This window comes from Streptomyces flavusporus (assembly GCF_046267975.1).
Classification (GTDB): Bacteria; Actinomycetota; Actinomycetes; order Streptomycetales; family Streptomycetaceae; genus Streptomyces; species Streptomyces flavusporus.
In genome coordinates this window covers 565,630-590,021 of sequence record NZ_CP176503.1, presented here as the reverse complement: position 1 = coordinate 590,021, position 24,392 = coordinate 565,630, and the positions used below count along the sequence as shown (strand labels likewise).

Here is a 24,392-nt window from a genome sequence, read left to right as displayed (position 1 = left end):
GGCGCAGGCCCCCGGGTGCACCCCCCGAACGGGGTGTTTCACGGCCCGTCGGCGCTCGGCGCCGCCCCGGCGCGGGATAGACAGCACGGCGGGACGGTGCGGGCGGCGCTCGGAGGTGGCGGCAGGTGGCAGGTGGCGACGAGGCGGCGGCCGGGCGCCGCCCCACTCCCCGAGGGGCCCGCCTCGCCGACGCGGCGGACGCCCGTCTGCCGGTTTTCGAAGGCGGCGGCCTGCTGCGCAAGGCGTTCCCCGACCACTGGTCGTTCCTCCTGGGCGAGCTGGCCCTCTACAGCCTCCTGGTCCTCATCCTCACGGGCGTGTGGCTGACGCTGTTCTTCAAGCCGGAGATGACCGAGGTCGTCTACGACGGCTCGTACACGCCGTTGCACGGCGTGCAGATGTCCGCGGCCTTCGACTCGACCCTGCAGATCAGTTTCGACGTACGCGGCGGACTGCTGCTGCGGCAGACGCACCACTGGGCCGCCCTCGTCTTCCTCGCCGCCATCGGCGTGCATCTGCTGCGGATCTTCTTCACCGGCGCCTTCCGCCGCCCCCGGGAGCTCAACTGGGTCATCGGCGTCACGCTGTTCGTGCTGGCCCTCGCCGAGGGTTTCGCGGGCTACTCGCTGCCGGACGACCTCCTGTCCGGCACCGGGATGCGCATCGCGCAGGGCATCATGCTGTCCCTGCCGGTCGTCGGGACGTATGTGAGCATGTTCGTCTTCGGCGCGGAGTTCCCCGGCGAGGACATCATCACCCGGCTCTACGTCCTGCATGTCCTGCTGCTGCCCGGCGCGCTGATCGCCCTGGTCACGCTGCATCTGATCCTGGTGTTCCACCTCAAGCACACCCAGTGGCGCGAACCGGGCCGCACCCGGCGCAATGCCGTGGGCAAGCCGTTCTTCCCGCAGTTCACGGCCTCCTCGGGCGGCCTGTCCCTGATGGTGTTCGGCCTGCTCACCGTGCTCGGCGGTCTCGCCCAGATCAACCCGGTGTGGGCGTACGGCCCCTACCGCCCCGACCTGGTGTCGACCGGTGCCCAGCCGGACTGGTACGTCGGCTTCCTGGAGGGGGCACTGCGCCTGGTACCGCCGTGGGAGACGAACATCGCCGGGCACACCCTCATGTGGAACGTGCTGCTCCCGGCCGTCGTCCTGCCCGGGCTGCTGTTCACGGTCCTGTACGCGTACCCGTTCGTCGAACAGCGTCTGACGGGGGAGTGGCAGCAGGAGCAGCACCTGTGCGACCGGCCGCGGGAACGCCCCGTACGCACCGGTCTCGGCGTCGCCGGCATCACCTTCTATGCCGTCCTGCTGGTGGCTGGCGGCAACGACGTGGTGGCGCTGGCCTTCCGGATCTCGGTGAACACTCTGACGTGGGTGCTGCGCGTGGCCCTGGTCGTGGCCCCGGTGCTCGCGTTCATGGTCACCCGACGGCTGTGTCACGCCCTGCTGCGCGCGGAGTCGGAACGGCTCCGGGAGGGCGTGTCGACCGGTGACGTACGGCAGACCGTCGAAGGGGCCTACGAGAGTGAGCACCGGCCGGTCGGCGAGTTCCGGCCCGGAGCGCCCCGGCCGGCGCTCACTCCTCCCGGCCGGCGCCCCGGTGCACGTACTGGAACACCAGCCCCAGAACGCCCCGGGACAGCACCGCAAGACCGATGAGGAACAGCCACAGCCCGTACACGACGCCCGTGGCCGCGACCGCGAAGCCGACGGCCGTGATGATGGGCCACGGGCTGTCGGCCGGGAAGAACTCCAGCGGCCCGGCCCCGTCGGCCACCTCGGCGTCGCGCCGGTCCTGCGGCCGCCGCCCCTTGCGCCGGTACTGGACGGCGCTGAAGAAAGACACCACGGCGGCCATCAGGAACGCGATCACCAGCACCGCCGACCCGGCCGGTTCCTCGGACCAGAAACCGTAGAGCCCGGCGATACCGGCGAAGAACAGAGCGACGCCTCCGAACAGCAACGCCTCGGTCTTCATCGCTCCACCTCCCCCATCCTGGTCGGCCGTTGCCGGGCGATCTCCGGATGATGCAGGTCGAAAGCGGGTGACTCGGAGCGCACCCGGGGCAGTGCCGTGAAGTTGTGGCGCGGCGGTGGGCACGCGGTCGCCCACTCCAGCCCCCGCCCGTACCCCCACGGGTCGTCCACGGTCACCGGCCGCGCATACCTGGCGGTGCGCCAGACGTTGTACAGGAACGGCAGGGTGGACACGCCGAGCAGGAACGCTCCCGCCGACGACAGGGCGTTGAGCACGGTGAAACCGTCGGCGGGCAGGTAGTCGGCGTAGCGGCGGGGCATGCCTTCCTCGCCGAGCCAGTGGTGCACCAGGAACGTCAGCTGAAAGGCGGGGAACAGCAGCCAGAAGTGGAGTTTGCCGAGCCGTTCGTCCAGCATCTTGCCGGTGAACTTCGGCCACCAGAAGTAGAACCCGGCGAACATCGCGAACACGACGGTGCCGAACAGCACATAGTGCAGATGCGCGACGATGAAGTACGAGTCGGTGAGGTGGAAGTCGAGCGGCGGGGAGGCGATCAGTACCCCGCTCAAGCCGCCGAGCAGGAACGACACCAGGAAGCCGAGAGCCCACAGCATGGGCGTCTCGAAGGACAGCGATCCCTTGTGCATGGTGCCGATCCACGCGAAGAACTTGATCCCGGTGGGCACGGCGATCAGGAACGACATCAGGGAGAAGAACGGCAGCAGCACGGCGCCGGTGGCGAACATGTGGTGCGCCCAGACGACCGCGGACAGCATGGTGATCGCGATGGTCGCGCCGATCATCGGGAGATAGGCGAACAGCGGCTTGCGGGAGAACACCGGGATGATCTCCGTGATGATGCCGAAGAACGGCAGCGCCACGATGTACACCTCGGGGTGACCGAAGAACCAGAACAGGTGCTGCCACAGCAGCGCGCCGCCGTTCGACGCGTCGAAGATGTGCGAGCCGAACTTGCGGTCCGACTCCAGGCAGAGCAGTGCCGCCGTCAGGACGGGGAACGAGGGCAGGACGAGGATCGACGTGAACAGCACGTTCCACGTGAACATCGGCATCCGGAACATGGTCATGCCCGGGGCCCGCAGACACATGATCGTGGCGATGAAGTTCACCGCGCCCAGGGTCGTGGACACGCCCGTCACCACCTGCCCCATCACCCACAGGTCGCCGCCGGCACCGGGGGAGAAGTACGCGCTGTTCATCGGCGCGTAGGCGAACCAACCGAAGGCCGCGGCGCCGCCGGGCACGATGAAACCGGCGACCACCATCAGCCCGCCGAAGAGGTACATCCAGTACGACAGGGCGTTCAGACGGGGGAAGGCCACGTCCGGTGCGCCGATCTGCAGGGGCATCACGGCGTTGGCGAAGCCGGCGAACATCGGGGTCGCGAAGAGCAGCATCATGGTCGTGCCGTGGATCGTGAAGAACTGGTTGTAGCCGAGCTCGCTCACGAACTGCAGCCCCGGACGGGCGAGTTCGGCCCGCATGGCCAGGGCCAGCAGACCGGCGAAGAGGAAGAAACAGAAGGCGGTGACCATGTACAGGCGTCCGATCACCTTGTGATCGGTCGTCGTGGCCCAGTGCAGCAACGTGGCGCCCAGCGAGCGCCCCGGTGCGCTGCGTCGCCGGGCGGTCGGGGTGTCGTGCGACAGCTCCGTCATCGTCCTCCTCTCCGGCCGCCGCGACGCTATCGCCGTGACCTGCGGTGCCGCCCGCGCCACGCCCTGTTGTCGCCCGTCAGAGGGCCGACCGGAGTCATCCACGTCCCGGGCCCGGGTACTCGGCGGCCATGGACATCACTGTTTACGAAGCAGCCGCATCCGGCTCCGTGGCCGGCATGATCGCGATCCTCGTCGGCGGCGTCGTCATCACCGGAGCGCTGATCTGGGCCGTTCAGCTGGGCATCAGGGTGCGTCGGCGCGAGCCCCGGCGGCCGCGGCCCGGCGAGCACCCGACGCTGCCGGAGTCCGGCCCGGTCCGGGAGACCCGGGAGCAGCGCGAACCCCATGAGGTTGCCCCGGGCGAACGGCTCACCCCGCACGGACTGAGGCCCTCCGGCGGTGCCCGCAGCGACGACCAGCGCCGCCCGCGCTGGAACCGCGGCTCCAGTGGTGGGTTCGGCAGCGGCGGACCCGGCGCCACCTGACCGCGGCGTTTGCCCGGGCCGGAGCCGGGGACCCGGCCCTGAGAACACCAGCACCACTGGACGCAGAAGGAAGATGAAGCGTCGTGACCACGTCCGCCCGTGAAAAACCCGCCGTCCGCCGCCCGGAGACCGGCTGGTCGAAGGCACGCCGACTGCGCGGCAAGGCCGTGCTGCGCACCTGTCTCCCGGCCGTCGAAGGCCCGGACGGGCCGCGGACCTCGCACACCGGCCAGGAGTGGAACATCGTGCGCGGCGAGGACTGACACCACGCCCGCCCGATGCAGCGACGCAAACCCTCGTCGTATCCCCGTAACCCTGCCGCCTGCTCGCCATAACGGTTGATTAGGACGAGCGGTGCTCCGATGAGCGCGTTCGCCACTATGGTGAAGCAGATGAAGGCTCTCGTGCTGTCCGGCGGCGCCGGTACACGACTGAGGCCGATCACGCACACCTCGGCCAAACAGCTCGTGCCGGTCGCCAACAAGGCCGTCCTGTTCTACGGCCTGGAATCCATCGCCGCGGCCGGAATCACCGAGGTCGGCGTGGTCGTCGGGGACACCGCCGAGGAGATCCGGGAAGCGGTGGGCGACGGATCGAAGTTCGGCCTGGAGATCACCTACATCCCCCAGGAGCGGCCCCTCGGTCTGGCCCACGCCGTGCTGATCGCGCGCGACTATCTCGGCGACGACGACTTCGTGATGTACCTCGGCGACAACTTCATCGTCGGCGGCATCACCGACCTCGTCGAGGAGTTCACCCGCACCCGCCCCGACGCGCAGATCCTGCTCACCCGCGTCTCGGACCCCCGCGCCTTCGGCGTCGCCGAACTCGACCCGTCCGGGCAGGTCATCGGCCTGGAAGAGAAGCCGGAGCGGCCCAAGAGCGATCTCGCGCTGGTCGGGGTGTACCTGTTCACGCCGGTCATCCACGAAGCGGTGCGGGCCATCCGGCCGTCCTGGCGCGGGGAGTTGGAGATCACCCACGCCATCCAGCACCTCATCGACGCCCGCGCCGACGTCCGCAGCGCGGTCATCAAGGGCTACTGGAAGGACACCGGGAACGTCGGCGACATGCTGGAGGTGAACCGGACCGTCCTCGAAGGCCGCGACCGGCGCATCGACGGCGAGGTGGACGCCGGATCCGAGACGATCGGGCGGGTCGTGGTCGAGGCGGGCGCCCGCATCGTGAACTCACGCATCGTCGGCCCCGCCGTCATCGGCTCCGGCACCGAGGTCCGCGACTCCTACGTCGGCCCCTTCACCTCCATCGCGGAGAACTGCCGGATCACGGACAGCGAAGTGGAGTTCTCCATCGTGCTGCGGGACTCCTCGATCGACGGGGTGGGCCGCATCGAGAACTCGCTGATCGGCCGCCACGTCCGGGTGACGACGGCACCCAGCGTTCCCAGCGCCCACCGACTCGTCCTCGGCGACCACAGCAAGGTGCAGATCCACACATGAACCTTCTCGTCACCGGCGCCGCCGGGTTCATCGGCTCCGCGTACGTCCGCGCCCTGCTCGCAGCATCGGACGCGCACATCACCGTACTGGACAAGCTCACCTACGCCGGCTCCCGGGACAACCTGCCCTCCGGCGACCCACGGCTGGACTTCGTGCACGGCGACATCTGCGACGCCGCCCTGGTCGACAAGCTGATGGCCGACGCCGACCAGGTCGTGCACTTCGCGGCCGAGTCCCACGTCGACCGCTCGATCGACCAGGCGGGCGCGTTCGTACGCACCAACGTCCTCGGCACCCAGACCCTGCTGGACGCCGCACTGCGTCACGGGGCCGGCCCGTTCGTGCACATCTCCACCGACGAGGTCTACGGCTCCATCGAGTCCGGCTCCTGGCCCGAGGAACACCCGCTCAGGCCGAGTTCGCCGTACTCCGCATCCAAGGCCTCCTCCGACCTGCTCGCCCTGGCGTACCACCACACCCACGGCCTGGACGTCCGCGTCACCCGCTGCTCGAACAACTACGGCCCGCGCCAGTTCCCCGAGAAGGTCGTCCCGCTGTTCATCACCAACCTCCTCGACGGGCGCACCGTCCCGCTGTACGGCGAGGGCCGCAACGTCCGTGACTGGCTGCATGTCGAGGACCACTGCCACGGCATCGAGCTGGTGCGCACCCGGGGCCGGCCCGGCGAGGTCTACAACATCGGCGGCGGCACCGAACTGAGCAACAAGGAGCTCACCGCGCTGCTGCTCCAGGCGTGCGGGGCGAGCTGGGACCGGGTCGAGCACGTCGAGGACCGCAAGGGCCACGACCTGCGCTACTCGGTCGACTGGAACAAGGCCCGCACCGAGCTCGGCTACCGGCCGCGCCACGACTTCGCGGCCGGCCTCGCAGCGACCGTCGCCTGGTACCGCGACCACCGCGCCTGGTGGGAGCCGCTCAAACGGCGCATCGAAAGCGGACGCGCATGAGGTGGCTGGTCACCGGGGCGGGCGGAATGCTCGGCCAGGACGTCGTCGACACCCTCCGCAGCCGCGGTGCCGACGTGGTCGCCCTGGACCGGGCCGCCCTCGACGTCACCCGGCCCGACGCGGTCGAGGCAGCGTTCGCCGAGCACCACCCCGACCTCGTGGTCAACTGCGCCGCGTACACCGCCGTGGACGACGCCGAGACCGACGAGGAACGGGCCCTGTGCGTCAACGCCGACGGCCCGCGGCTGCTGGCCCGGGCCTGCACCGCGAGCGGCGCCCGGCTGCTGCACGTGTCCACGGACTACGTCTTCTCCGGCACCGCCCGCACCAGCCCCTACCCGGAGGACCTGCCGCCCGCCCCGCGCACCGCCTACGGCCGCACCAAGCTCGCCGGCGAGCGGGCCGTCCTCGCCGAACTCCCGCTGACGAGCGCCGTCGTGCGCACCGCCTGGCTGTACGGCGTCCACGGCCGCAGCTTCGTGCGGACGATGCTCGGCCTGGAGGCCCGCCGCGACACCGTCGACGTCGTCGACGACCAGCGCGGGCAGCCGACCTGGAGCGCCGACGTCGCCGCACGCATCGCCGACCTCGGCCCCCGCCTCGGCCCCGCCCTGCACGGCGTCTTCCACGCCACCAACTCCGGCGAGGCCACCTGGTACGACCTGGCCCGCGAGGTGTTCGGCGCGATCGGCGCCGACCCGGCCCGGGTCCGCCCGACGAGCAGCGCGGCCTTTCCCCGCCCCGCGCCCCGGCCCGCCTACAGCGCCCTCGCACACGGCCGTTGGCGGGAGGCCGGCCTGCCGCCGCCGCGCGACTGGCGTGCCGCGCTGCACGAGGCGCTACCCCTGATTCGCCCCTGATTCGCCCCTGATTCGCCCCTGATTCGCCCCTGATTCGCCCCTGATCCGCAAGGAGTCCCGAAAAGGAGCCCCGTCGTGAAACGCCATGAGTTCCTCAGGGAACTGCACAAGGCCGCCGCGAACCGCAACTACCTGGAGATCGGCGTCAACGACGGCCGCAGCCTGCGCCTCTCCCGCGTCCCCAGCATCGCGGTCGACCCCGCGTTCAAGGTGGTCACCGAGATCCGCTGCGACGTCCACCTCGTCCGGGCCACCAGCGACGACTTCTTCGCCCGCGACAACCCCCTGGCCCACCTCAAGGGCGGCCGCCACCCGCTGCGCAACCTGCGCCGCGGCCGCAGTCCGCTCGGCCACTGGCGGCGCACCACCCTCGACCTGTCCTTCATCGACGGCATGCACCTGTTCGAGTACGCGCTGCGCGACTTCATGAACATCGAGCGGCACTCCGACTGGGGAAGCGTGATCGTCTTCGACGACATGCTGCCGCGCAGCGTCGACGAGGCCGCCCGCGACCGGCACACCACCGCCTGGACCGGGGACGTCTACAAGCTGACCGAGATCCTCACCCGTCACCGGACCGACCTGCTGACGGTCCTCGTCGACACCGAACCGACCGGACAGCTCGTCGTCTTCGGCGCCGACCCCACGAGCACTGTGCTGCACGACAGGTACGAGGAGATCGTCGCCGAGTACGACGTGCCGGACCCGCAGAAGGTGCCCGAGACGATCCTGGAGCGGGCGGGCGCCGTCCGACCGGAGGACCTGCTGGGCGCCGGCTTCTGGCCGCTGCTCGCCCGCGCCCGCAACCTCGGAGTGCCCCGCGGCCGCGGCTGGCCCGCCCTGCGGCGCGCGGTGGAGGAGGTCACCCTTCTGCGCTGAGCCCGCGCAGCCGTTCGTAGTGGGCGACGCAGTCCTCGTACGAGGGGAGCAGCCCCGCCCGGCGCACCTCGGCCAGTGACGGGGCCTCGGCGTCCTTGGGCGACAGCACCGGCGACACGCCGTCCGGCCAGGCGATGTCCAGCTCCGGGTCCAGCGGGTGCACGGCGTGTTCCCGCTCCGGCGTGTACGGCGTCGAGCACAGGTACACCACCGTGGCGTCGTCGGTGAGCGCCATGAAGGCGTGCCCGAGCCCCTCCACCAGGAAGAGGGCGTGGTGGGCGCCGTCGTCGAGCCGTACCGCCTCCCACTGCCCGAACGCGGGGGAGCCGACCCGCAGGTCGACCACCACGTCGAGGACGGCACCGCGCACGCAGGTGACGTACTTCGCCTGACCCGGCGGCACCTCGGCGAAGTGCACCCCGCGCAGCACGCCCCGCCGGGAGACCGAGCAGTTGGCCTGTGCCACGGCGAGGTCGTGGCCGGTCGCCTCGCGGAACTCCGCGCCGCGGTACCACTCGTGGAAGCTGCCCCGGTCGTCCGGGAAGACCTTGGGCTCCATCACCCACGCACCGTCGATGTCCAGCGGGCGCATCCCGTCACCTCCTCGCCGTTCGCACTCGGTTCGCCGCCCTCCGCAGCACTCGCCGTGCCCGGCGTGCCAGCCGCCCGGGAAGGCTCGGGCGGGCCGTGCGCACCACCCGGACGCCACCGGCCCGGCCCCGCAGGACGACGGGCAGCGCCAGGAAGCGGGGCTCGTCGGCGTCGCCGGAGGCCGGGCACAGCGCGGTCCGCCACGTCGTGCCCGCCAGGTCTCCGACGGGCAGGAGGGCGTCCAGGTGTCCGCCCGGCTCGAGGGTGCCGGGCACGTCGACCCGGGATGCGGGGCCGGTCAGCCGCAGCCGCACGTCGGTGGCGGCCGGGACGTACAGCGGCATCGTCCACCGCAGCCGGCCGCCCGATACGCCGACGTCCCGTGGCCCCGGGCGGCCGAGGTCCAGTCGGCCGCGTGCCGGGTCCACGTCCAGGGAGAGGTTGGCGTGCGGCTCGGTCCAGTACGGCAGGACCACGCGACCGGCCACGACACCGGCGTACGGTGCCGACACGTCACCCTGTCGGCCCAGTCGGCACTCCTTGGTCCAGCCGCCGAACCTGACGCGCACGAAGACGTCCCACAGCCCGCCGCTCACCGGGCCCCCGCTCGCTGCCGTACCAGGGCCGACGATGGCTGTCGCGCGCAGCACCAGCCGGACACGGCTGCCGTCGTCCCCTGGCACGGTCTCCCGGGTCACCTCCACCGGCTGGAAATACGAGGCGGAACTGGAACGCTCCCGCAGCACCACATCCAGCGCCGACTTCCCGAAGCGGGCCACGCTGTCCGCGCCCAGCCACTCCACCGCCTCGGCCAGGTCTCGCGGCGGCGCGTCGAACGAGGGCGGGGCAGCGTCGGCGGGAAAGGTCATCGGCTCGCCGTTCAGCGTGTACTCGGCGGTGAGGCCCACGCGCAGCGCGCCGTCCCGCCACTCCACCCGCTCCGCCCGGGCCACCAGCCCGACGGCGGCCTCCCACTCGGCGAAGGCCACCACGTCGTCGAACCGCCCGGCGGCGGCCAGCGCGGCGACGATGCGCTGCGTCGGCTGGAGCCCGGCCGCGACACCGGGACCGAACCGCTCGACGACGACCTCGTGGATCTGCTCGAACAGCTCCCGGCGGAAGTCCTCCGGCAGGGCGAGGAAGCGCCGGCCGCGCAGCCGCTCGACCATCTCGACGCGCAGCCACCGCCGGAACAGCCGGTCGCGCAGCGCACCCGGCTCGGTGTACCGCTCGACGACGTCCAGGGCCTCCCGGAGGTTCTTGAAGTACCCGGCGGGATCGAAGCGCTGGAAGCCCGCGTTGGAGGAGTCGTCCCGACGGACGTGGTAGTAGCAGACGTAGTCGCTGAGCACCGAGACGTTGTCCGCGCGCAGATACGCCTCGGTCACGAAGACATGGTCCTCCAGCCGCCGTCTGCCCTCGGGAAACCGCAGCCCGGTGCGGTCCAGGAACTCCCGGCGGACCATCTTGTGCGGGGTCAGACTGTCGATCAGCGGGGCGTTGCCGACGGTGGCCCGCGGCCGGTTCGTACGGAACAGCTCCACCGGCACGCCACGGCCCCGGCCCGCCATCTTGCCGACCACGACGTCGGCGCCGTTGGCCACCCCGTAGTCGTACATCCGTTCAAGGGCCTCGTCGCCGAGGTGGTCGTCGTTGTCCACGAACATCACGTACTCGCCGTGCGCGGCGGCGATGCCGACGTTGCGCGGCTTGCCCGACCAGCCGGAGTTCTCCTGGTGGATCACCCGCACCCGGGGGTCCGCGGCGGCGAGCTGGTCCAGTCGGGCGGGGGTCTCGTCGGTGGACCCGTCGTCCACGAAGATCACTTCGTATTCGTCGGGCGGCAGCGACTGCCGCAGCAGCGAGTCGACACAGTCCTCGATGTAGCGCCCCGGGTTGTAGACCGGGACGACGACGCTGACCTTGACCGGCATGGGCTCCAGGTCCCCTCGGGGTCGCTTGTCGTTTACGGAACGGTTCGGTACGCGTTGCCAGATGCTAACCCCGCCGGGGCGGTCGACACCCTCTGCGAGCGCCGGCCGTCCTACCCTGAAGCCGTGCGTCTGCTCCTGATGTCCGACACCCACCTGCCGAAACGCGCGAAGGAACTGCCGGCCCCGCTGCTCGCCGAACTCCCGCACGCCGACGTCGTGTTCCACGCCGGGGACTGGGTCGACACCGCCACCCTCGACCTGCTGGAGAACCGCTGCCGCCGGCTCGTCGGCGTGTACGGCAACAACGACGGCCCCGAGCTGCGCGCCCGCCTTCCCGAGGTGGCGTACGCCGAACTCGACGGCCTGCGCTTCGGTACCGTCCACGAGACGGGCCCCGCCCAGGGCCGCGAGTCCCGCTGCGCCGCCCGCTTCCCCGACCTCGACGTCCTGGTGTTCGGGCACAGCCACATCCCGTGGGACACCACCGCCCCCACCGGCCTGCGGCTCCTCAACCCGGGCTCCCCGACCGACCGCCGCCGCCAGCCCCACTGCACCTACATGACCGCCACGCTCACCGACGGCCGCCTCACGGACGTGACCCTGCACCGGCTGCCGCCGCGCTGAGCGCTGTCGCGCGCGCAGACGCTCATGCCCGCCTCCTCCGACGTGCGCGTACGACCGCCACGACCACCGCGACGGCCGCCGCCACACCCACCGCAGCCGCCACGCGCTTGGCCACGGCAGGACCGGCCGCGCGGAGCAGGTCCAGGGGTTCCGACGGCTCCGGGACCTCTGCAAGGTCCCCAGGGCGGGGCTCCGCCGTCGGTGTCGGCTGCTCAACGGCCCCCGCGGGCGCCTGCGTGAGCCGCTCCGACAGACACGCCGCGAACTGGCCCACCAGCCGGTCGCCCACCTCCGCCAGCACCCCGCGCCCGAACTGGGCGGGCCGCCCGGTCACCGCCAGATCGGTCCGCACCGACACCGCCGTACCGCCGTCGCGGCCGGTCAGCGTGCTGGTGACCGTGGCCCGTGCGGTGCCGGGCCCCCGGGTCTCCCGGCCGCTCGCCAGCAGCACCATGCGGTGCGCCGACTCGTCCTGCTCCTCGAAGACGGCGGTGCCCCGGTACGTCACCGTGACCGGTCCGACCTTCACCTTCACCGTGCCCGTCACGGTCTTGCCGTCGTACTCCTCCACCGTCGCCCCCGGCAGACACGGTGCGACCCGCTCGATGTCGAGGAGCGCCCGCCAGGCCTCGTCGACCGGCACGGGCACGGTGAACTCGTGGTGCAGTTCCATCTGTTCCTCCTCAACGGCCGCCACACATCAACGGCCGACAATCGGCGGCTTACGGCGACGGGTGGATCGCGCCCTCCGTGGCCGTCAGCGGAGCCCCGCTGCCGCCCCAACGCAGTGCGACGATCTCGGCGGCGACGGAAACAGCCACCTCCTCGGGAGTACGGGCCCCCAGGTCGAGCCCGACCGGCGAGCGCAGCCGGGACAGCTCACGCCGGGTGAGTCCGGCCTTGGTGAGCCGTTTCTCCCGCTCGTCATGGGTACGGCGGCTGCCCATCGCCCCGATGTATTCGGCGGGCCGGCGCAGCGCCTCCTCCAGCAGCGGCACATCGAACTTCGGATCATGGGTGAGCACGCAGATCACCGTGCGCTCGTCGGTTTCGGTGCCGCGCAGGTAGCGGTGCGGCCAGTCGACGACGACCTCCACGCCGGGCGGGAAGCGCTTGGCGGTGGCGAAGACGGGGCGGGCGTCGCACACGGTGACCCGGTAGCCGAGGAAGTCGCCGATGCGGGCAACCGCCGCCGCGTAGTCGATCGCGCCGAACACCAGCATCCGCGGCGGCGGCGCGAAGGAGTGCAGGAACACCGAGACATCGTCCTCGCGCCGCTCCCCGTGCGGCCCGTAGTGCCGAACCCCCGTGGCGCCCAGGGCGAGTTCGCCGCGCGCGTCGGCAGTGACGGCCACGTCCAGGCCGCTCGCACCCAGCGTGCCGGACACCTGGTCCGGCCACACGGCGAGCGTGGCCCCGCGCGGCGCCGGCCCGTCGATCACGGTCGCCACCGTCACCGGGCGGCCCGCGGCGACCGACTCCGCGACCGCACCGAAGGACGGGTCGCGCTCGGGCGTCACGGGCCGGACCAGCACGGTGATCTCACCGCCGCAGGTCAGCCCCACCGCGAACGCGTCGTCGTCGCTGTACCCGAAGGTCTCCAGCCGTGCCTCGCCGCTCGCCACCACCTCCTGGGCGAGCTCGAACACCGCACCCTCCACGCAGCCCCCGGACACGCTGCCCACCACCTCGTCGTCCGGTCCCACGGCCATCGCGGCGCCCGGATCGCGGGGTGCGCTGCGGCTCACCGTGACGACCGTGGCCAGGCCGAACGGGGCCCGGGCCGTGTACCAGCCGCTCAGTGCCGGAAGGATGTCTCGCACGATCCGCTCCTCTCACCGTGGCCGCGCACCACCGCCGCCAGCCGCTCCAGCGCCGCCAGGCTGTGCCCCTCGACAAAGGCGTCCACGCTCGGCAGCGCCGCCGCCATCCCGGCCGCCAGGGGTGCGTAACCGGGGCGTGCCTTGCGCGGATTGGCCCAGATCACCTGGTGCGCCAGCCGGTGCAGGCGCCGCATCTGGGCCCCGAGCAGCTGCGGATCGTCGCGCTCCCAGCCGTCGGACAGCAGCAGCACGACCGCGCCGCGCGCCATGCCCCGCTGCCCCCAGCGATCGAGGAACTCGCGCAGCAGCTCCCCGAGCCGGGTGCCCCCGCGCCAGTCGGGCACGGCCGCCGCCACCTCCGCCATCGCCCGGTCGGGGTCGCGGTGGGACAGCTCCCGGGTCACCCGGGTCAGCCGCGTGCCGATGGTGAACACCTCCGTGCGCGCCCCGCGGGCGGCCGCGTGCGCGAAACGCAGCAGCGCGTCGGCGTACGGCGCCATCGAGCCGCTGACGTCCACCAGCAGCACCACCCGCCGCGGCCGCTCGGCCCGGGCGTGCCGCCGCAGCAGCGCGGGCTCCCCGCCGTGCCGCAGCAGCTCCCGCACCGTACGGTGCGGATCGACGTCGCCGCGGCGGGCCGGTCGCCGTCGTGCGGTGCGGCGCGCCTGCCCGGGCAGCGTGAACGCGGCCAGCAGCCGGTGCAGTTGCGCCCGTTCGGCGGCGTCCAGGTCGGCCACGTCACGGTGGCGCAGGACTTCCGCGGAGCTCGCGAGCGTGGCGGCGGGCGGGGCCCGGTCCTCGTCCGGCGCGGAGGTGCGGGGGCGGCTTCGGGCGTCGCGGACGACCAGGCCGAGGCGCGGCGGGGGAGCGGTACGGGCCGGTCCGGCGGCCGTCCCACCGGAGCCGAAGTACGCCGCGAACACCCGCTCGTACCGCTCCAGGTCGTCCCGGTCGCCGCACAGTGTCAGCCGCCCCGCCCAGTACACGTCCCGGCGGACGCCGGGCCGCAGCACGTCCACGGCACGCAGAAACGCGTGCACCCGCTCGGCGCTCGCGTCGACGCCGGCCGCCCGCAGCGCACGGGCGAAACCGAGGAACGCCGCCATGCCCATGCCCGTCACCTCCCGTGTGCCGCCAGCGCCGCCGTCAGGTCGAGGCGGCGGGCCCGTTCGGTGTCCTCCCGGTACTTCAGCACCGAGCCCAGCGTCGTCACCGCCAGCTCCGCGTCCACCTCACTCGCGCCCAGCGCGTCCAGGGCCGCCGCCCAGTCGATGGTCTCCGCCACGCCGGGCGGCTTGAGCAGGTCCTGTGCGCGCAGCGTCTGCACCAGCGCGGTGACCTGCTCGGCCAGCCGTGCCGACACGCCGGGCAACCGCCGCCGCACGATGGCCAGTTCGCGCTCGAAGGACGGATGGTCGAACCAGTGGTACAGGCAGCGCCGCTTGAGGGCGTCGTGCACCTCGCGGGTCCGGTTGGAGGTCAGCACCACCACGGGCGGCTCCTGGGCGCGCAGTGTGCCCAGCTCCGGCACGGTCACCGAGAACTCGGACAGCAGCTCCAGCAGGAACGCCTCGAACTCGTCGTCCGCCCGGTCGATCTCGTCGATCAGCAGCACCGACGGGGTGGTCTCCAGGGCCTTCAGCAGCGGTCGGGCCAGCAGGAACCGGCGGTCGTACAGCTCGCCCTCCAGCCGCTCGGCGTCCCTGACCCCGGCCGCCTCGGCGGCCCGCAGATGCAGCAGCTGGCGCGGGAAGTCCCAGTCGTACAGGGCCTGCGCGGCGTCGATGCCCTCGTGGCACTGCAACCGGATCAGCGGGGCGTCGAGCGCCTGAGCGAGGGCGGACGCGAGCGCGGTCTTGCCGACGCCCGCGTCGCCCTCGCAGAACAGCGGCCTGCCGAGCCTGAGGGCCAGGAAGCAGGCGACGGCCAGCCCCTCGTCGACGAGGTACCCCGTCTCCTCCAGCCGGGCCCGCACCTGCTCCGGGCCGTCCATCGGCGTGATCGGCCCTCACCCCATTCCGGCGGCGGCCAGGACCGCCCGCTTGGTCAGCACCCGCGCGAGGTGCGCACGGTACTCGGGCGAGCCGGAGGGGTCCTGCGGCGGCCGGGTGCCGTCCGCCGCCGACTCCGCGGCCCGCGCCACGGTCTGCGCGTCCCCGGCACCGGACAGTGCCCCCTCGGCGGCCGCGGCGCGCAGCGGGGTCGAGCCCATGTTGGACAGTCCGATCCGCGCCTCGGCGATGCGCCCGTCGTCGCGCCGCACCAGCGCGGCCACGCCGACGATCGGCCAGGACTGGGCGACCCGGTGGAACTTCTCGTAGTGGAAGCCCCAGCCGTCCGCCTTCGGGATCCTCACCTCCACCAGCAACTCGTCGGGCGCGAGCGAGGTCTGCAGATAGTCGACGAAGAACTCGCGCGCCGGGATGGCGCGCCGGCCGCCCGGACCGACGGCGACCAGTTCGCCTTCCAGCGCGAGCAGCACCGCCGGAAGGTCGCCGGCGGGGTCGGCGTGCGCGAGCGAGCCGCCGAGGGTGCCCCGGTGCCGTACGGCCGGGTCGGCGACCGTGGCCGTGGCGGCGGCGAGCAGCCCGGCGTGCCGGCGCACCAGCGGATCGCGCATCACGTCGTGGTGCGTGGTCGTCGCACCGATGACCAGGGTGTCGCCCTCCTCGCGGACCCCGCGCAGCTCCGGGATCCGGCCGACGTCCACGACGAGTTCGGGGAAGGCGAGCCTGAGCCGCAGCAGCATCAGCAGGCTCTGCCCGCCGGCCAGCACCTTCGCGTCCTCGCCCACGTCGGCGAGCGCACGTACCGCCTCGTCGACGGTCGTCGGCCGGGCGTAGTCGAATGCCGGGGGAATCATGCCTGCGCCTCCTTGACCGCACGCCATACGCGCTCGGGTGTACAGGGCATCCGCACGTCCGTCACACCCAGCGGCCGCAGGGCGTCCACGATCGCGTTCACCACGGCCGGCGTGGACGCGATGGTGCCTGCCTCCCCGACTCCCTTGACGCCCAGGGAGTTCGTGGACGCCGGAGTCTCCGTCCGGTCCGTCACGAAGTCGGGCAGGTCGGGCGCGGACGGCACGAGGTAGTCGGCCATGGTGCCGGAGACGAGGTTGCCGTCGTCGTCGTACACGGCCTCCTCGTACAGGGCCTGCGCGATGCCCTGGGCGAGTCCGCCGTGCACCTGCCCCTCGACGATCATCGGGTTGATCACCCGGCCGACGTCGTCCACGCACACGTACGAGCGGATCCGGGTCTGCCCGGTCTCGGTGTCGACCTCGGCGGCGCACAGGTGGGTGCCGTGCGGGTAGGAGAAGTTGTCGGGATCGATCACGTGCTCGGCGTTGATGGTCGGTTCCATGCCGTCGGGCAGGTCGTGCGAGGAGAACGTCTCGAAGGCGATCTCCTGGATGGTCTTGCGCGCCTCCGGGGAGCCCTTGACGGAGAACACACCGCTCGCGAACTCCAGGTCCTGCTCACTCGCCTCCAGCAGGTGGGCGGCCACCTTCCGTGCCTTCTCCACCACCTTCCGTGCGGCCTGCTGCACGGCCGTTCCGCCCACGACGAGCGACCGCGAGCCGTAGGTGTCCATGCCCTGCGGGCTGGCCTTGGTGTCGCCGTGCACCACCTCGACGTCCTCGAAGGGCACGCCCAGCGTGTCGGCGGCGATCTGGCTCCAGCACGTCTCATGTCCCTGCCCGTGCGGGCTCGTGCCGGTGACCACCTCGACCTTGCCGGTGGGCAGCATCCGGATGCTCGCCGCCTCCCAGCCGCCGGCCGCGTACCGCAGATCCCGCAGCACCCGGCTCGGCGCCAGCCCGCACATCTCGGTGTACGTCGACACGCCGATGCCGAGCCGCACGGTGTCCCCGCGCTCGTTGCGGTCGGCCTGCTCGGCGCGCAGCTTGTCGTACCCGAACAGCTCCAGGGCCTTGTCGGTGGCGGCCTCGTAGTTGCCGCTGTCGTACGTCAGACCCGCGATCTGCTCGTACGGGAACTCCTCGTGCCGGATCCAGTTGCGGCGCCGCAACTCCACCGGGTCCAGGCCGAGTTCGGCCGCCAGATCGTTCATGATCCGTTCGATGGCGAAGGTCGCCTCCGGGCGTCCGGCGCCGCGGTAGGCATCGGTGGGGGTGCGGGTCGTGAACACCCCGGTGCAGGTGAAATCGTAGGCGTCCATCTTGTAGATCGCCGGATACATGAACGCGCCCAGGATCGGGATGCCCGGCGTGACCAGCATCAGGTAGGCGCCCATGTCGGCCAGCAGGTCCACCTTCAGGCCGAGGAGTCTGCCGTCGCGGTTCGCGGCGATCTCGACGTCCTGGATCATGCCGCGGCCGTGGTGGGTGGCCAGGTAGCCCTCGGAGCGGGACTCGGTCCACTTCACCGGCCGGCCCAGGCGCCGGGCGACGTCGACGGCGATCGCCTCCTCGCCGTACACCTGCAGTTTGGAGCCGAAGCCGCCGCCCACGTCGGGGGCGACCACCCGCAGCTTGTGCTCGGGGACCCCGGTGACCACGGAGAGCATGACCCGCAGGATGTGCGGAACCTGCGTCGCCGAGTACACCGTGAACTCCCCGGACGCGGCGAGCGGCGTGACGACGACGGCGCGTGGCTCCATGGCGTTGGGGATGAGGCGCTGCTGGTGGTAGCGGCGCTTCAGCGTCACTTCGGCGCGGTCCCGCACGGCATCGAACGCCTCGCCGGTCTTCAGCGGCCAGACGTAGCAGCGGTTGGTGCCCTTGTCGCTGTGGACCAGCGGGGCACCGTCGGCGAGTGCGGCCTCCAGATCCAGGACGGGAGGCAGCGGCGTGTACTCGACGTCGATCGCCTCCAGCGCGTCGGCGGCCGCATACCGGTCGCGGGCCACCACGACCGCCACCGGGTCACCGGCGTACCGCACCTCGTCGACCGCGACCGGCGGATGGTCGGGCAGCACGATGTCCTCGGTCACCGGCCAGGCACAGGGCAGCGAGCCCAGCCCGTCGGCGAGGTCGGCGCCGCTGAACGCCGCGACGACGCCGGGACGTTCGAGAGCGGGGGAGACGTCGATCCGGTCGATGCGGGCGTGCGCCATGGGACTGCGCAGGATCGCCAGGTGCAGCAGCCCGGCGACCTGGATGTTGTCGGTCCAGGTGGTCTGCCCGGTCAGCAGCCGGGCGTCCTCCTTGCGGGCGCGGGAGCGGCCGACCTCGGGCTCGGCGATCTGGTCGGTCATGCCGTCACCTCCTCCTCGGAGGCGGCGAGCACCGCGCGCACGATGTTCTGGTAGCCGGTGCAGCGGCAGAGGTTGCCCTCCAGCGCGTGCCGCACCTCGTCGGGGGTGGGGTGGGGGTTGTCGCGCAGCAGATCGCGCGCCGCCATGATCATGCCCGGAGTGCAGTAGCCGCACTGCAGGGCGTGCCGGTCGTGAAACGCCCGCTGCAGCCCGGTCCACTCCCCGTCGGTGGCGAGTCCCTGGACGGTGGTCACCTCGGCGCCGTCCGCCTGGACGGCGAGCACCGAGCAGCTCTTGACGCTCACGCCGTCCAGGTCGACCGTGCAGGCCCCGCAGTTGGAGGTGTCGCAGCCCACGGGGGTGCCGGTCAGTCCCAGCCGGTCGCGCAGGTAGTGGATCAGCAGGAGCCGGGGCTCCACCTCGTCCTCGTATGTCGTGCCGTCCACTTTCACCGAGATACGGGTCATGTGCCCTCCCGAGCCGTGCGGGCGGAATGAGGGAAATCAGCGGCTGAGCGTGATGGAAGTCACTCTATGGCGAGGCCTGGTCGACGGCGAGTCGTGCGGCGGGCCTTGTTGAGCGTTAATCCGTTGCCCGTGGGTGCCCGGTTCTGCTGCACTGCACGGACCCCGTCACCGCACCGTGAGGAGCAGCAGATGCGCACTGTGTTCATGTCCACCCAGGAAGGAATCCCCCTCACCACGAAGGACATGACGCTCAGTGCCCCTGCTCAACCTGGGAATCCTCGCGCACGTCGACGCAGGTAAGACGAGCCTGACCGAACGGCTGCTGCACACGGCCGGAGTGATCGACGAGATCGGCAGCGTCGACGCCGGCAGTACGCGGACCGACACCCTCGCGCTGGAGCGGCAGCGCGGCATCACCATCAAGTCGGCCGTTGTCTCCTTCCCGGTCGACGACGTGACCGTCAACCTCATCGACACACCCGGCCACCCGGACTTCATCGCCGAGGTGGAGCGGGTGCTCGGCGTCCTGGACGGTGCCGTACTGGTCGTCTCGGCCGTCGAGGGCGTCCAGGCGCAGACCCGCGTCCTGATGCGGACGCTGCACCGGCTGCGCATCCCCACACTGGTCTTCGTCAACAAGATCGACCGCCGCGGGGCGCGCTACGAGGACGTGCTGCGGGCGATCTCGCAGCGGCTCACGGCGGCGGTCGTACCCATGGGCTCCGCCACCGGACTCGGTACCCGCGCGGCCCGCTTCACCCCCGGACTCGGCCCGGCCGCGCTCGACGTCCTCGCCGACCACGACGACGACCTCCTCAAGGCCTACGTCGAGGACACCGTCTCCCCCGACCTCCTCCGTGCCTCCCTCACCGCCCGCACCCGGCAGGCCCTCGTCCATCCGGTGTACGCCGGTTCCGCCATCACCGGAGCGGGCATGCCCGCGCTGCTCGACGGCATCAAGGAACTGCTCCCCGCCGCCGACGGCGACCCCGACGGCCCCGTCTCCGGCACCGTCTTCAAGGTCGAGCGGGGGCCGGCGGGGGAGAAGATCGCCTACGCGCGGATCTTCTCCGGCACCCTGCGCATCCGGGACAGGGTGCCGTGCGGCGACCCGGGCCGGGAGGGCCGGATCACCGCGATCAGCGTCTTCGACCACGGCACCGACGTCCGCAGCGACGCCGTACCGACCGGCCGGATCGCCCGGCTGTGGGGCCTGGCCGACATCAGGATCGGTGACTCGATCGGCGAACCGCGTAGGCCGTACGGCCGCCTGTTCGCCCCGCCGACCCTGGAAACGGTCGTCGTGCCGGGTCCGGCGGCGGACCGGCGCGCCCTGCACCTCGCGCTCACCCAGCTCGCCGAGCAGGACCCGCTCATCGGCCTGCGCCACGACGAGGTGCGCCAGGAGACGTCCGTGTCCCTCTACGGAGAGGTGCAGAAGGAGGTCGTCCAGGCGACGCTCGCCGACGAGTACGGACTGGACGTCGGCTTCCGGGAGACGACACCTCTGTGCATCGAGCGGCCGGTCGGAACGGGGGCGGCGGTCGAGTTCAACAAGAGGGACCCGAACCCGTTCCTCGCGACCGTCGGACTGCGCGTCGACCCCGCGCCGACGGGTTCGGGCACCGAGTTCCGGCTGGAGGTGGAACTGGGGTCGATGCCGTACGCGTTCTTCAAGGCCGTCGAGGACACCGTCCGGGAGACCCTCGCGCAGGGCATGCACGGCTGGCAGGTCACCGACTGCACGGTCACCATGACCCACTGCGGCTACTCGCCCCGCCAGAGCCACGCCCACCAGGGCTTCGACAAGAGCATGTCGAGCACGGGCGCGGACTTCCGTGGTCTGACGCCGCTGGTGCTCATCGAGGCGCTGCGGCGAGCGGACACCCGGGTCCACGAGCCGATGCACCGCTTCCGTCTCGAGGCCCCGGCGGACACGCTGGGCGCACTGCTGCCGGTGCTGGCCGGGCTGAGGGCCGTGCCCCGGACGACCGAGAGCCGGGGCGCCGACTGTGTCCTGGAGGGCACGGTGCCGGCGGTTCATGTCCACGCGCTCGAGAAGCAGTTGCCCGGGCTCACGCGCGGTGAGGGCGAGCTGGAGAGCGCCTTCGACCACTACGCGCCGATCGCGCACGGCACGGTGCCCGAGCGGCCGCGCACCGACCACAACCCGTTCAACCGGAAGGAGTATCTGCTGAACGTCACGCGCAGGGTGGGTAGTTGAGCCCTGCGCGGGGTTGCCGACACTCAACTTACTCCCGAGTCAGAAGTGTTGACGGTGTCCGGAAATGGTCAGACTGTAGTGGACATGCCGAATAAACGTGCGCGTCTGCTCGTTGTTCTGGTTCTCCTCTGTGGATTCCTGACGGTGGCGGGCACCCGTCCCGCCACCACCGACCCCCTCCCCGACTCCCTCTGGTTCGACGGCTCCCCGCTCACCGTGCAGAACGGCCGCTTCGCCGACGCCTCCGGCCGGGAAGTGGTCCTGCGCGGCTACAACGTCTCCGGCGAGACCAAGCTGGCGGAGAACCGCGGCCTCCCCTTCGCCTCGGTCGCCGACGCCCGCAAGTCCGCGACCGCGCTGCGCGCCCTCGGCGGCGGCAACACCGTCCGCTTCCTGCTCTCCTGGGCCTACGCCGAGCCCGTGCGCGGCCAGGTGGACACGGCGTACCTCGCCGCCGCCACCGACCAGATGCGCGCGTTCCTCGACGCCGGTGTCCGCGTCTACCCGGACTTCCACCAGGACCTCTACTCCCGCCACCTCTTCGACCCCGACAGCTGGTACACCGGCGACGGCGCCCCCAAGTGGGCGGTCGACGCCGGGAACTACCCCGACGAGTTCTGCGGGATCTGCCTCTTCTGGGGCCAGAACATCACCCAGAACGAGGCCGTGAAGCGGGCGTCGTACGACTTCTGGCACAACGCGCACGGAGTCCAGGACGCCTTCCTCACCACGGCCCAGAAGACCATGGCCTACGTCAGACAGCACCTGTCGGCCGAGGACTTCGCCGGCATCGTCGGCTTCGACCCCTACAACGAACCGCACGCCGGCGTCTACGACCCGGGCCAGACCAGCCGCACCTGGGAACGGGACGTGCTGTGGCCCTTCTACGAGAAATTCCGTGTCCGCATGGACGCGGCCGGCTGGCAGACCAAGCCCGCCTTCGTCGAACCGAACCTGTTCTGGAACGCCAACCTCGACTTCCAGAAGGAGGAGGGCGGCCTGCTGGACACGGACACCCTCGGCCCCCGTTACGTCTTCAACACCCACTTCTACGACCAGAAGGCGATCTCGGGCGTCTTCATGTGGGGCAAGGCGGCCGACGGCCAGTACGCCGGCGACTTCGGCACGGTCCGCGACCGGGCGGCGGCGACGGCGACGCCCGCGATCGTCAGCGAGTTCGGCCATCCGCTGTCCGGCAGCGTCTCCGACAAGGCCCCGACCGTCCTCAAGGCCATGTACCAGGCCCTGGACTCCCGTCTGCCGGGCGCGAGTTGGTGGTCGAACCCCAAGGCGTCGGGACCGGTCCTGTCCGGCACGCAGTGGCAGTGGGACATCTACAACGGCCGGCACCACGAGCTGATGAACGGCAACCCCGACAAGGTGCTCACCGAGGGCGACGCCTGGAACGACGAGGACCTGTCCGCCGTCCACCTGGACGACGCGGGCGCCGCGGCACTGCGCCAGGACGCCCGGCTTCTGGACCGCGTCTACCCGAGCGCGACCGCCGGTACGACGGTCGCCTTCACCTACGAGGACCGCTCCCGGGACGGCTCGACGACCCTGACCTGGAATCCGGTGCCGGGTTCGCTGCCGAATGTCGCCCGTCTGGTCGGCTCGGGCCAGTACGCGCTGCTGCTGTGGCGGTCGGACGGCGGCGAGGCGCCCACGGAACTGCATCTGCCGGCGTCGTTCCCGACCTCGGCGACCACGGTGGTCTCCGACCTCGGCACGGCGTACGCCCCGCCGCCGTACACCGGCACCACCCCGATCGGCGTGGCCGCCGAACCGGGCGGGACGGGCAGCCGCCGCCTGCTGCTCACCGCGCCGGACTCGGGCGTCCTGCACTACGCGCTGGTGACCAACGGGGCGACGGCTCCGTCCGGGGACCTGCTGGGCGCGGCCCGCGCCGAGCTCACGGCGTGGGCCGCGCAGGCCGTCAACTAGCCGACGGGCCGGTCCAGTCGGCGGGCACCTGCGCCAGGCGCACGCGCTGGGGGTGGTCGCCGACCGGGACCGACACCGTCTTGCGGCCGGTGGCGAAGTCGATCGCGGTGACCTGGTCGGCGCCGCTCTCGGAGACCACGCAGGACCTGCCGTCACCGCTGACGGTCGACCAGTAGGGCTTGGAGACGGGAACGAGAGGGCCCTCCTGGAGGGTGGCCCGGTCGACGACGGTCGCGTAGTCGTCCATGGTGCCCGCGATGCACAGCTTGGTCCCGTCCGGCTTCATGGTGATGCCGTGGTGGCGCGAGTCGTTGACCCAGGTGGTGCGGTCCTCGCTGGTGTCCGGATTCTCGGGGAGCGTCTTGGTGCGGGTGATCTTGTCGGAGGCGACGTCGTACTCGAAGAAGCCGTTGAAGAACGACACCTGGAAGTACAGCTTGCTCTCGTCGGGGCTGAAGGCCGCGGGGCGGACGGCGTCGGAGTAGTCGTCGAGGCCGATCGCGTCCAGGCGTTCGCGCATGTCGATCACCTTGACCTGCTGGAACGTCCTCGCGTCGACGACGGTGATGCGGCGGTCGCCCTTCGTCCAGTCCAGCCAGGGCTCGTCGAGGGCGGTGTTGACGTCGCCGATGGCCATGTTCCAGATGTACTTGCCGTCCCGGCTGAAGACGTTCTCGTGCGGCTTGTCGCCGGTGGTGAACGAGCCGACCTGCTCGCCGGTTTTGATGTCCAGTACGTGCACGGTGTTGGACGTCGAGGCGGAGACGGCGACCCGGGTGCCGTCGGGGGAGACCGCCATGTGGTCGGAGCGGTAACCCGACACCGGGAAGCGCCAGTTGATGTCCCCGGTGGCGAGGTCGATGGAGACGACGTCGGCGAAGCTCGGCCGGGAGACGACCATCGATCTGCCGTCCGGGGCGGAGTACATGTCGTCGACGAACTGGTCGTGTCCCTCGCCGACACTGTTGCGGATCGCCATGAAGTAGATCCACTTGATGGGGTCGGCGTTGATCTCCGCCAGCCGCTCCTCCTTGTCGGGGATGACGTTGATGCGGCCGATCTTCGCGAAGTCGCCGGTGGACCTGATGACATCGGCGGTGCCGTCCCAGTTGTTGCCGACGAACAGCACCTCGCGCAGGGCGGCGGAGTCGGGGCCGTCGGCGACGGCGGTGGTCGCCGGGGCGGTGAGGGTCAGGGCGAGGGCGGCTGCGATGGAGCAGAGGTGCCTGGGGCTGATGGCAGGCATGG

At 71.5% G+C, this 24,392-nt stretch carries 22 protein-coding genes; 10 read left to right on the top strand and 12 right to left on the bottom strand.

Translation table 11 applies throughout. The features are described 5' to 3' along the window. Positions 1-125: 125 nt before the first annotated feature. Positions 126-1,664, top strand: a complete 1,539-nt coding sequence (qcrB, locus tag ACKTSN_RS03040; protein ID WP_431197142.1) for a cytochrome bc1 complex cytochrome b subunit — start codon at positions 126-128, stop codon at positions 1,662-1,664. On the opposite strand, the gene ctaF is transcribed toward qcrB, so the two are convergent. Both ctaF and ctaD read right to left on the bottom strand, forming a co-directional pair. Further along, entirely contained in the window at positions 1,582-1,983 is a 402-nt protein-coding gene (ctaF, locus tag ACKTSN_RS03035) for an aa3-type cytochrome oxidase subunit IV (protein ID WP_409467650.1), read from the bottom strand. The genes qcrB and ctaF overlap by 83 nt on opposite strands. Next, positions 1,980-3,662 carry an aa3-type cytochrome oxidase subunit I gene (gene ctaD, locus ACKTSN_RS03030; RefSeq protein WP_409467649.1) on the bottom strand — a complete coding sequence of 561 codons (1,683 nt, stop codon included), beginning with the start codon at positions 3,660-3,662 and terminating at the stop codon, positions 1,980-1,982. Before ctaD ends, ctaF begins: the two co-directional genes overlap by 4 nt. A 128-nt stretch (positions 3,663-3,790) precedes the next feature. Between ctaD and ACKTSN_RS03025 the strand changes: the two genes are divergently transcribed. The 6 genes from ACKTSN_RS03025 to ACKTSN_RS03000 all read left to right on the top strand — a co-directional run bounded on the left by ACKTSN_RS03025 (position 3,791) and on the right by ACKTSN_RS03000 (position 8,314). Continuing rightward, complete coding sequence (locus tag ACKTSN_RS03025; RefSeq protein WP_409467648.1) at positions 3,791-4,147, top strand: DUF6479 family protein; 357 nt, start codon at positions 3,791-3,793, stop codon at positions 4,145-4,147. 83 nt (positions 4,148-4,230) lie between these two features. After that, on the top strand, positions 4,231-4,410 hold the full coding sequence (locus tag ACKTSN_RS03020; protein WP_409467647.1) for a hypothetical protein: 180 nt from the start codon (positions 4,231-4,233) through the stop codon (positions 4,408-4,410). Positions 4,411-4,539: 129 nt separating this feature from the next. Further along, the gene (locus ACKTSN_RS03015; protein WP_409467646.1) at positions 4,540-5,607 is read left to right on the top strand and encodes a glucose-1-phosphate thymidylyltransferase; all 1,068 of its coding nucleotides are present in this window, start codon (positions 4,540-4,542) and stop codon (positions 5,605-5,607) included. Next, on the top strand, positions 5,604-6,575 hold the full coding sequence (gene rfbB / locus ACKTSN_RS03010) for a dTDP-glucose 4,6-dehydratase (protein ID WP_409467645.1): 972 nt from the start codon (positions 5,604-5,606) through the stop codon (positions 6,573-6,575). Before ACKTSN_RS03015 ends, rfbB begins: the two co-directional genes overlap by 4 nt. Continuing rightward, positions 6,572-7,435 (top strand): dTDP-4-dehydrorhamnose reductase, encoded by an 864-nt coding sequence (rfbD, locus tag ACKTSN_RS03005; RefSeq protein ID WP_409467644.1) that lies wholly within the window; start codon positions 6,572-6,574, stop codon positions 7,433-7,435. Before rfbB ends, rfbD begins: the two co-directional genes overlap by 4 nt. Positions 7,436-7,510: 75 nt before the next feature. Further along, positions 7,511-8,314, top strand: a complete 804-nt coding sequence (locus ACKTSN_RS03000; protein ID WP_409467643.1) for a class I SAM-dependent methyltransferase — start codon at positions 7,511-7,513, stop codon at positions 8,312-8,314. Here ACKTSN_RS03000 and rfbC read toward each other — a convergent pair. Then, positions 8,298-8,906 carry a dTDP-4-dehydrorhamnose 3,5-epimerase gene (gene rfbC, locus ACKTSN_RS02995; RefSeq protein ID WP_409467642.1) on the bottom strand — a complete coding sequence of 203 codons (609 nt, stop codon included), beginning with the start codon at positions 8,904-8,906 and terminating at the stop codon, positions 8,298-8,300. The two genes, ACKTSN_RS03000 and rfbC, sit on opposite strands and share 17 nt — an antisense overlap. A gap of 4 nt (positions 8,907-8,910) precedes the next feature. Beyond that, positions 8,911-10,839, bottom strand: a complete 1,929-nt coding sequence (locus tag ACKTSN_RS02990) for a glycosyltransferase family 2 protein (protein ID WP_409467641.1) — start codon at positions 10,837-10,839, stop codon at positions 8,911-8,913. A gap of 123 nt (positions 10,840-10,962) precedes the next feature. Here ACKTSN_RS02990 and ACKTSN_RS02985 point away from each other — a divergent pair, with 123 nt between their 5' ends. Further along, a complete protein-coding gene (locus ACKTSN_RS02985; protein WP_409467640.1) occupies positions 10,963-11,463 on the top strand; it encodes a metallophosphoesterase family protein in 501 nt (166 codons plus the stop codon). Positions 11,464-11,485: 22 nt separating this feature from the next. Here the strand turns inward: ACKTSN_RS02985 and ACKTSN_RS02980 are convergent, their stop codons facing one another. From ACKTSN_RS02980 to ACKTSN_RS02950, 7 genes are read right to left on the bottom strand one after another with little or no spacing between them, the layout of a single operon-like run. Beyond that, entirely contained in the window at positions 11,486-12,136 is a 651-nt protein-coding gene (locus ACKTSN_RS02980) for an SRPBCC family protein (RefSeq protein ID WP_409467639.1), read from the bottom strand. Between the two features lie 49 nt (positions 12,137-12,185). Beyond that, the gene (locus tag ACKTSN_RS02975; protein WP_409467638.1) at positions 12,186-13,286 is read right to left on the bottom strand and encodes an XdhC family protein; all 1,101 of its coding nucleotides are present in this window, start codon (positions 13,284-13,286) and stop codon (positions 12,186-12,188) included. Continuing rightward, complete coding sequence (locus ACKTSN_RS02970) at positions 13,262-14,398, bottom strand: vWA domain-containing protein (protein ID WP_409467637.1); 1,137 nt, start codon at positions 14,396-14,398, stop codon at positions 13,262-13,264. The genes ACKTSN_RS02975 and ACKTSN_RS02970 overlap by 25 nt, the downstream gene beginning before the upstream one ends. A 5-nt stretch (positions 14,399-14,403) precedes the next feature. After that, a complete protein-coding gene (locus ACKTSN_RS02965; RefSeq protein WP_409467636.1) occupies positions 14,404-15,279 on the bottom strand; it encodes an AAA family ATPase in 876 nt (291 codons plus the stop codon). Positions 15,280-15,294: 15 nt separating this feature from the next. After that, positions 15,295-16,149, bottom strand: a complete 855-nt coding sequence (locus tag ACKTSN_RS02960) for an FAD binding domain-containing protein (RefSeq protein ID WP_409467635.1) — start codon at positions 16,147-16,149, stop codon at positions 15,295-15,297. After that, positions 16,146-18,509: a xanthine dehydrogenase family protein molybdopterin-binding subunit gene (locus tag ACKTSN_RS02955; RefSeq protein ID WP_409467634.1), complete on the bottom strand. Its 2,364-nt coding sequence runs from the start codon at positions 18,507-18,509 to the stop codon at positions 16,146-16,148. Before ACKTSN_RS02955 ends, ACKTSN_RS02960 begins: the two co-directional genes overlap by 4 nt. Then, positions 18,506-18,976, bottom strand: coding sequence for a (2Fe-2S)-binding protein (locus tag ACKTSN_RS02950; RefSeq protein ID WP_409467633.1), 471 nt, complete (start codon positions 18,974-18,976; stop codon positions 18,506-18,508). Before ACKTSN_RS02950 ends, ACKTSN_RS02955 begins: the two co-directional genes overlap by 4 nt. A gap of 253 nt (positions 18,977-19,229) precedes the next feature. Here ACKTSN_RS02950 and ACKTSN_RS02945 point away from each other — a divergent pair, with 253 nt between their 5' ends. Both ACKTSN_RS02945 and ACKTSN_RS02940 read left to right on the top strand, forming a co-directional pair. After that, positions 19,230-21,200 (top strand): GTP-binding protein, encoded by a 1,971-nt coding sequence (locus ACKTSN_RS02945; protein WP_409467632.1) that lies wholly within the window; start codon positions 19,230-19,232, stop codon positions 21,198-21,200. Between the two features lie 84 nt (positions 21,201-21,284). Next, a complete protein-coding gene (locus ACKTSN_RS02940; protein WP_409467631.1) occupies positions 21,285-23,144 on the top strand; it encodes a cellulase family glycosylhydrolase in 1,860 nt (619 codons plus the stop codon). Here the strand turns inward: ACKTSN_RS02940 and ACKTSN_RS02935 are convergent. Further along, entirely contained in the window at positions 23,137-24,390 is a 1,254-nt protein-coding gene (locus tag ACKTSN_RS02935; RefSeq protein ID WP_409467630.1) for a YncE family protein, read from the bottom strand. The genes ACKTSN_RS02940 and ACKTSN_RS02935 overlap by 8 nt on opposite strands. Between the last annotated feature and the right edge of the window lie 2 nt (positions 24,391-24,392).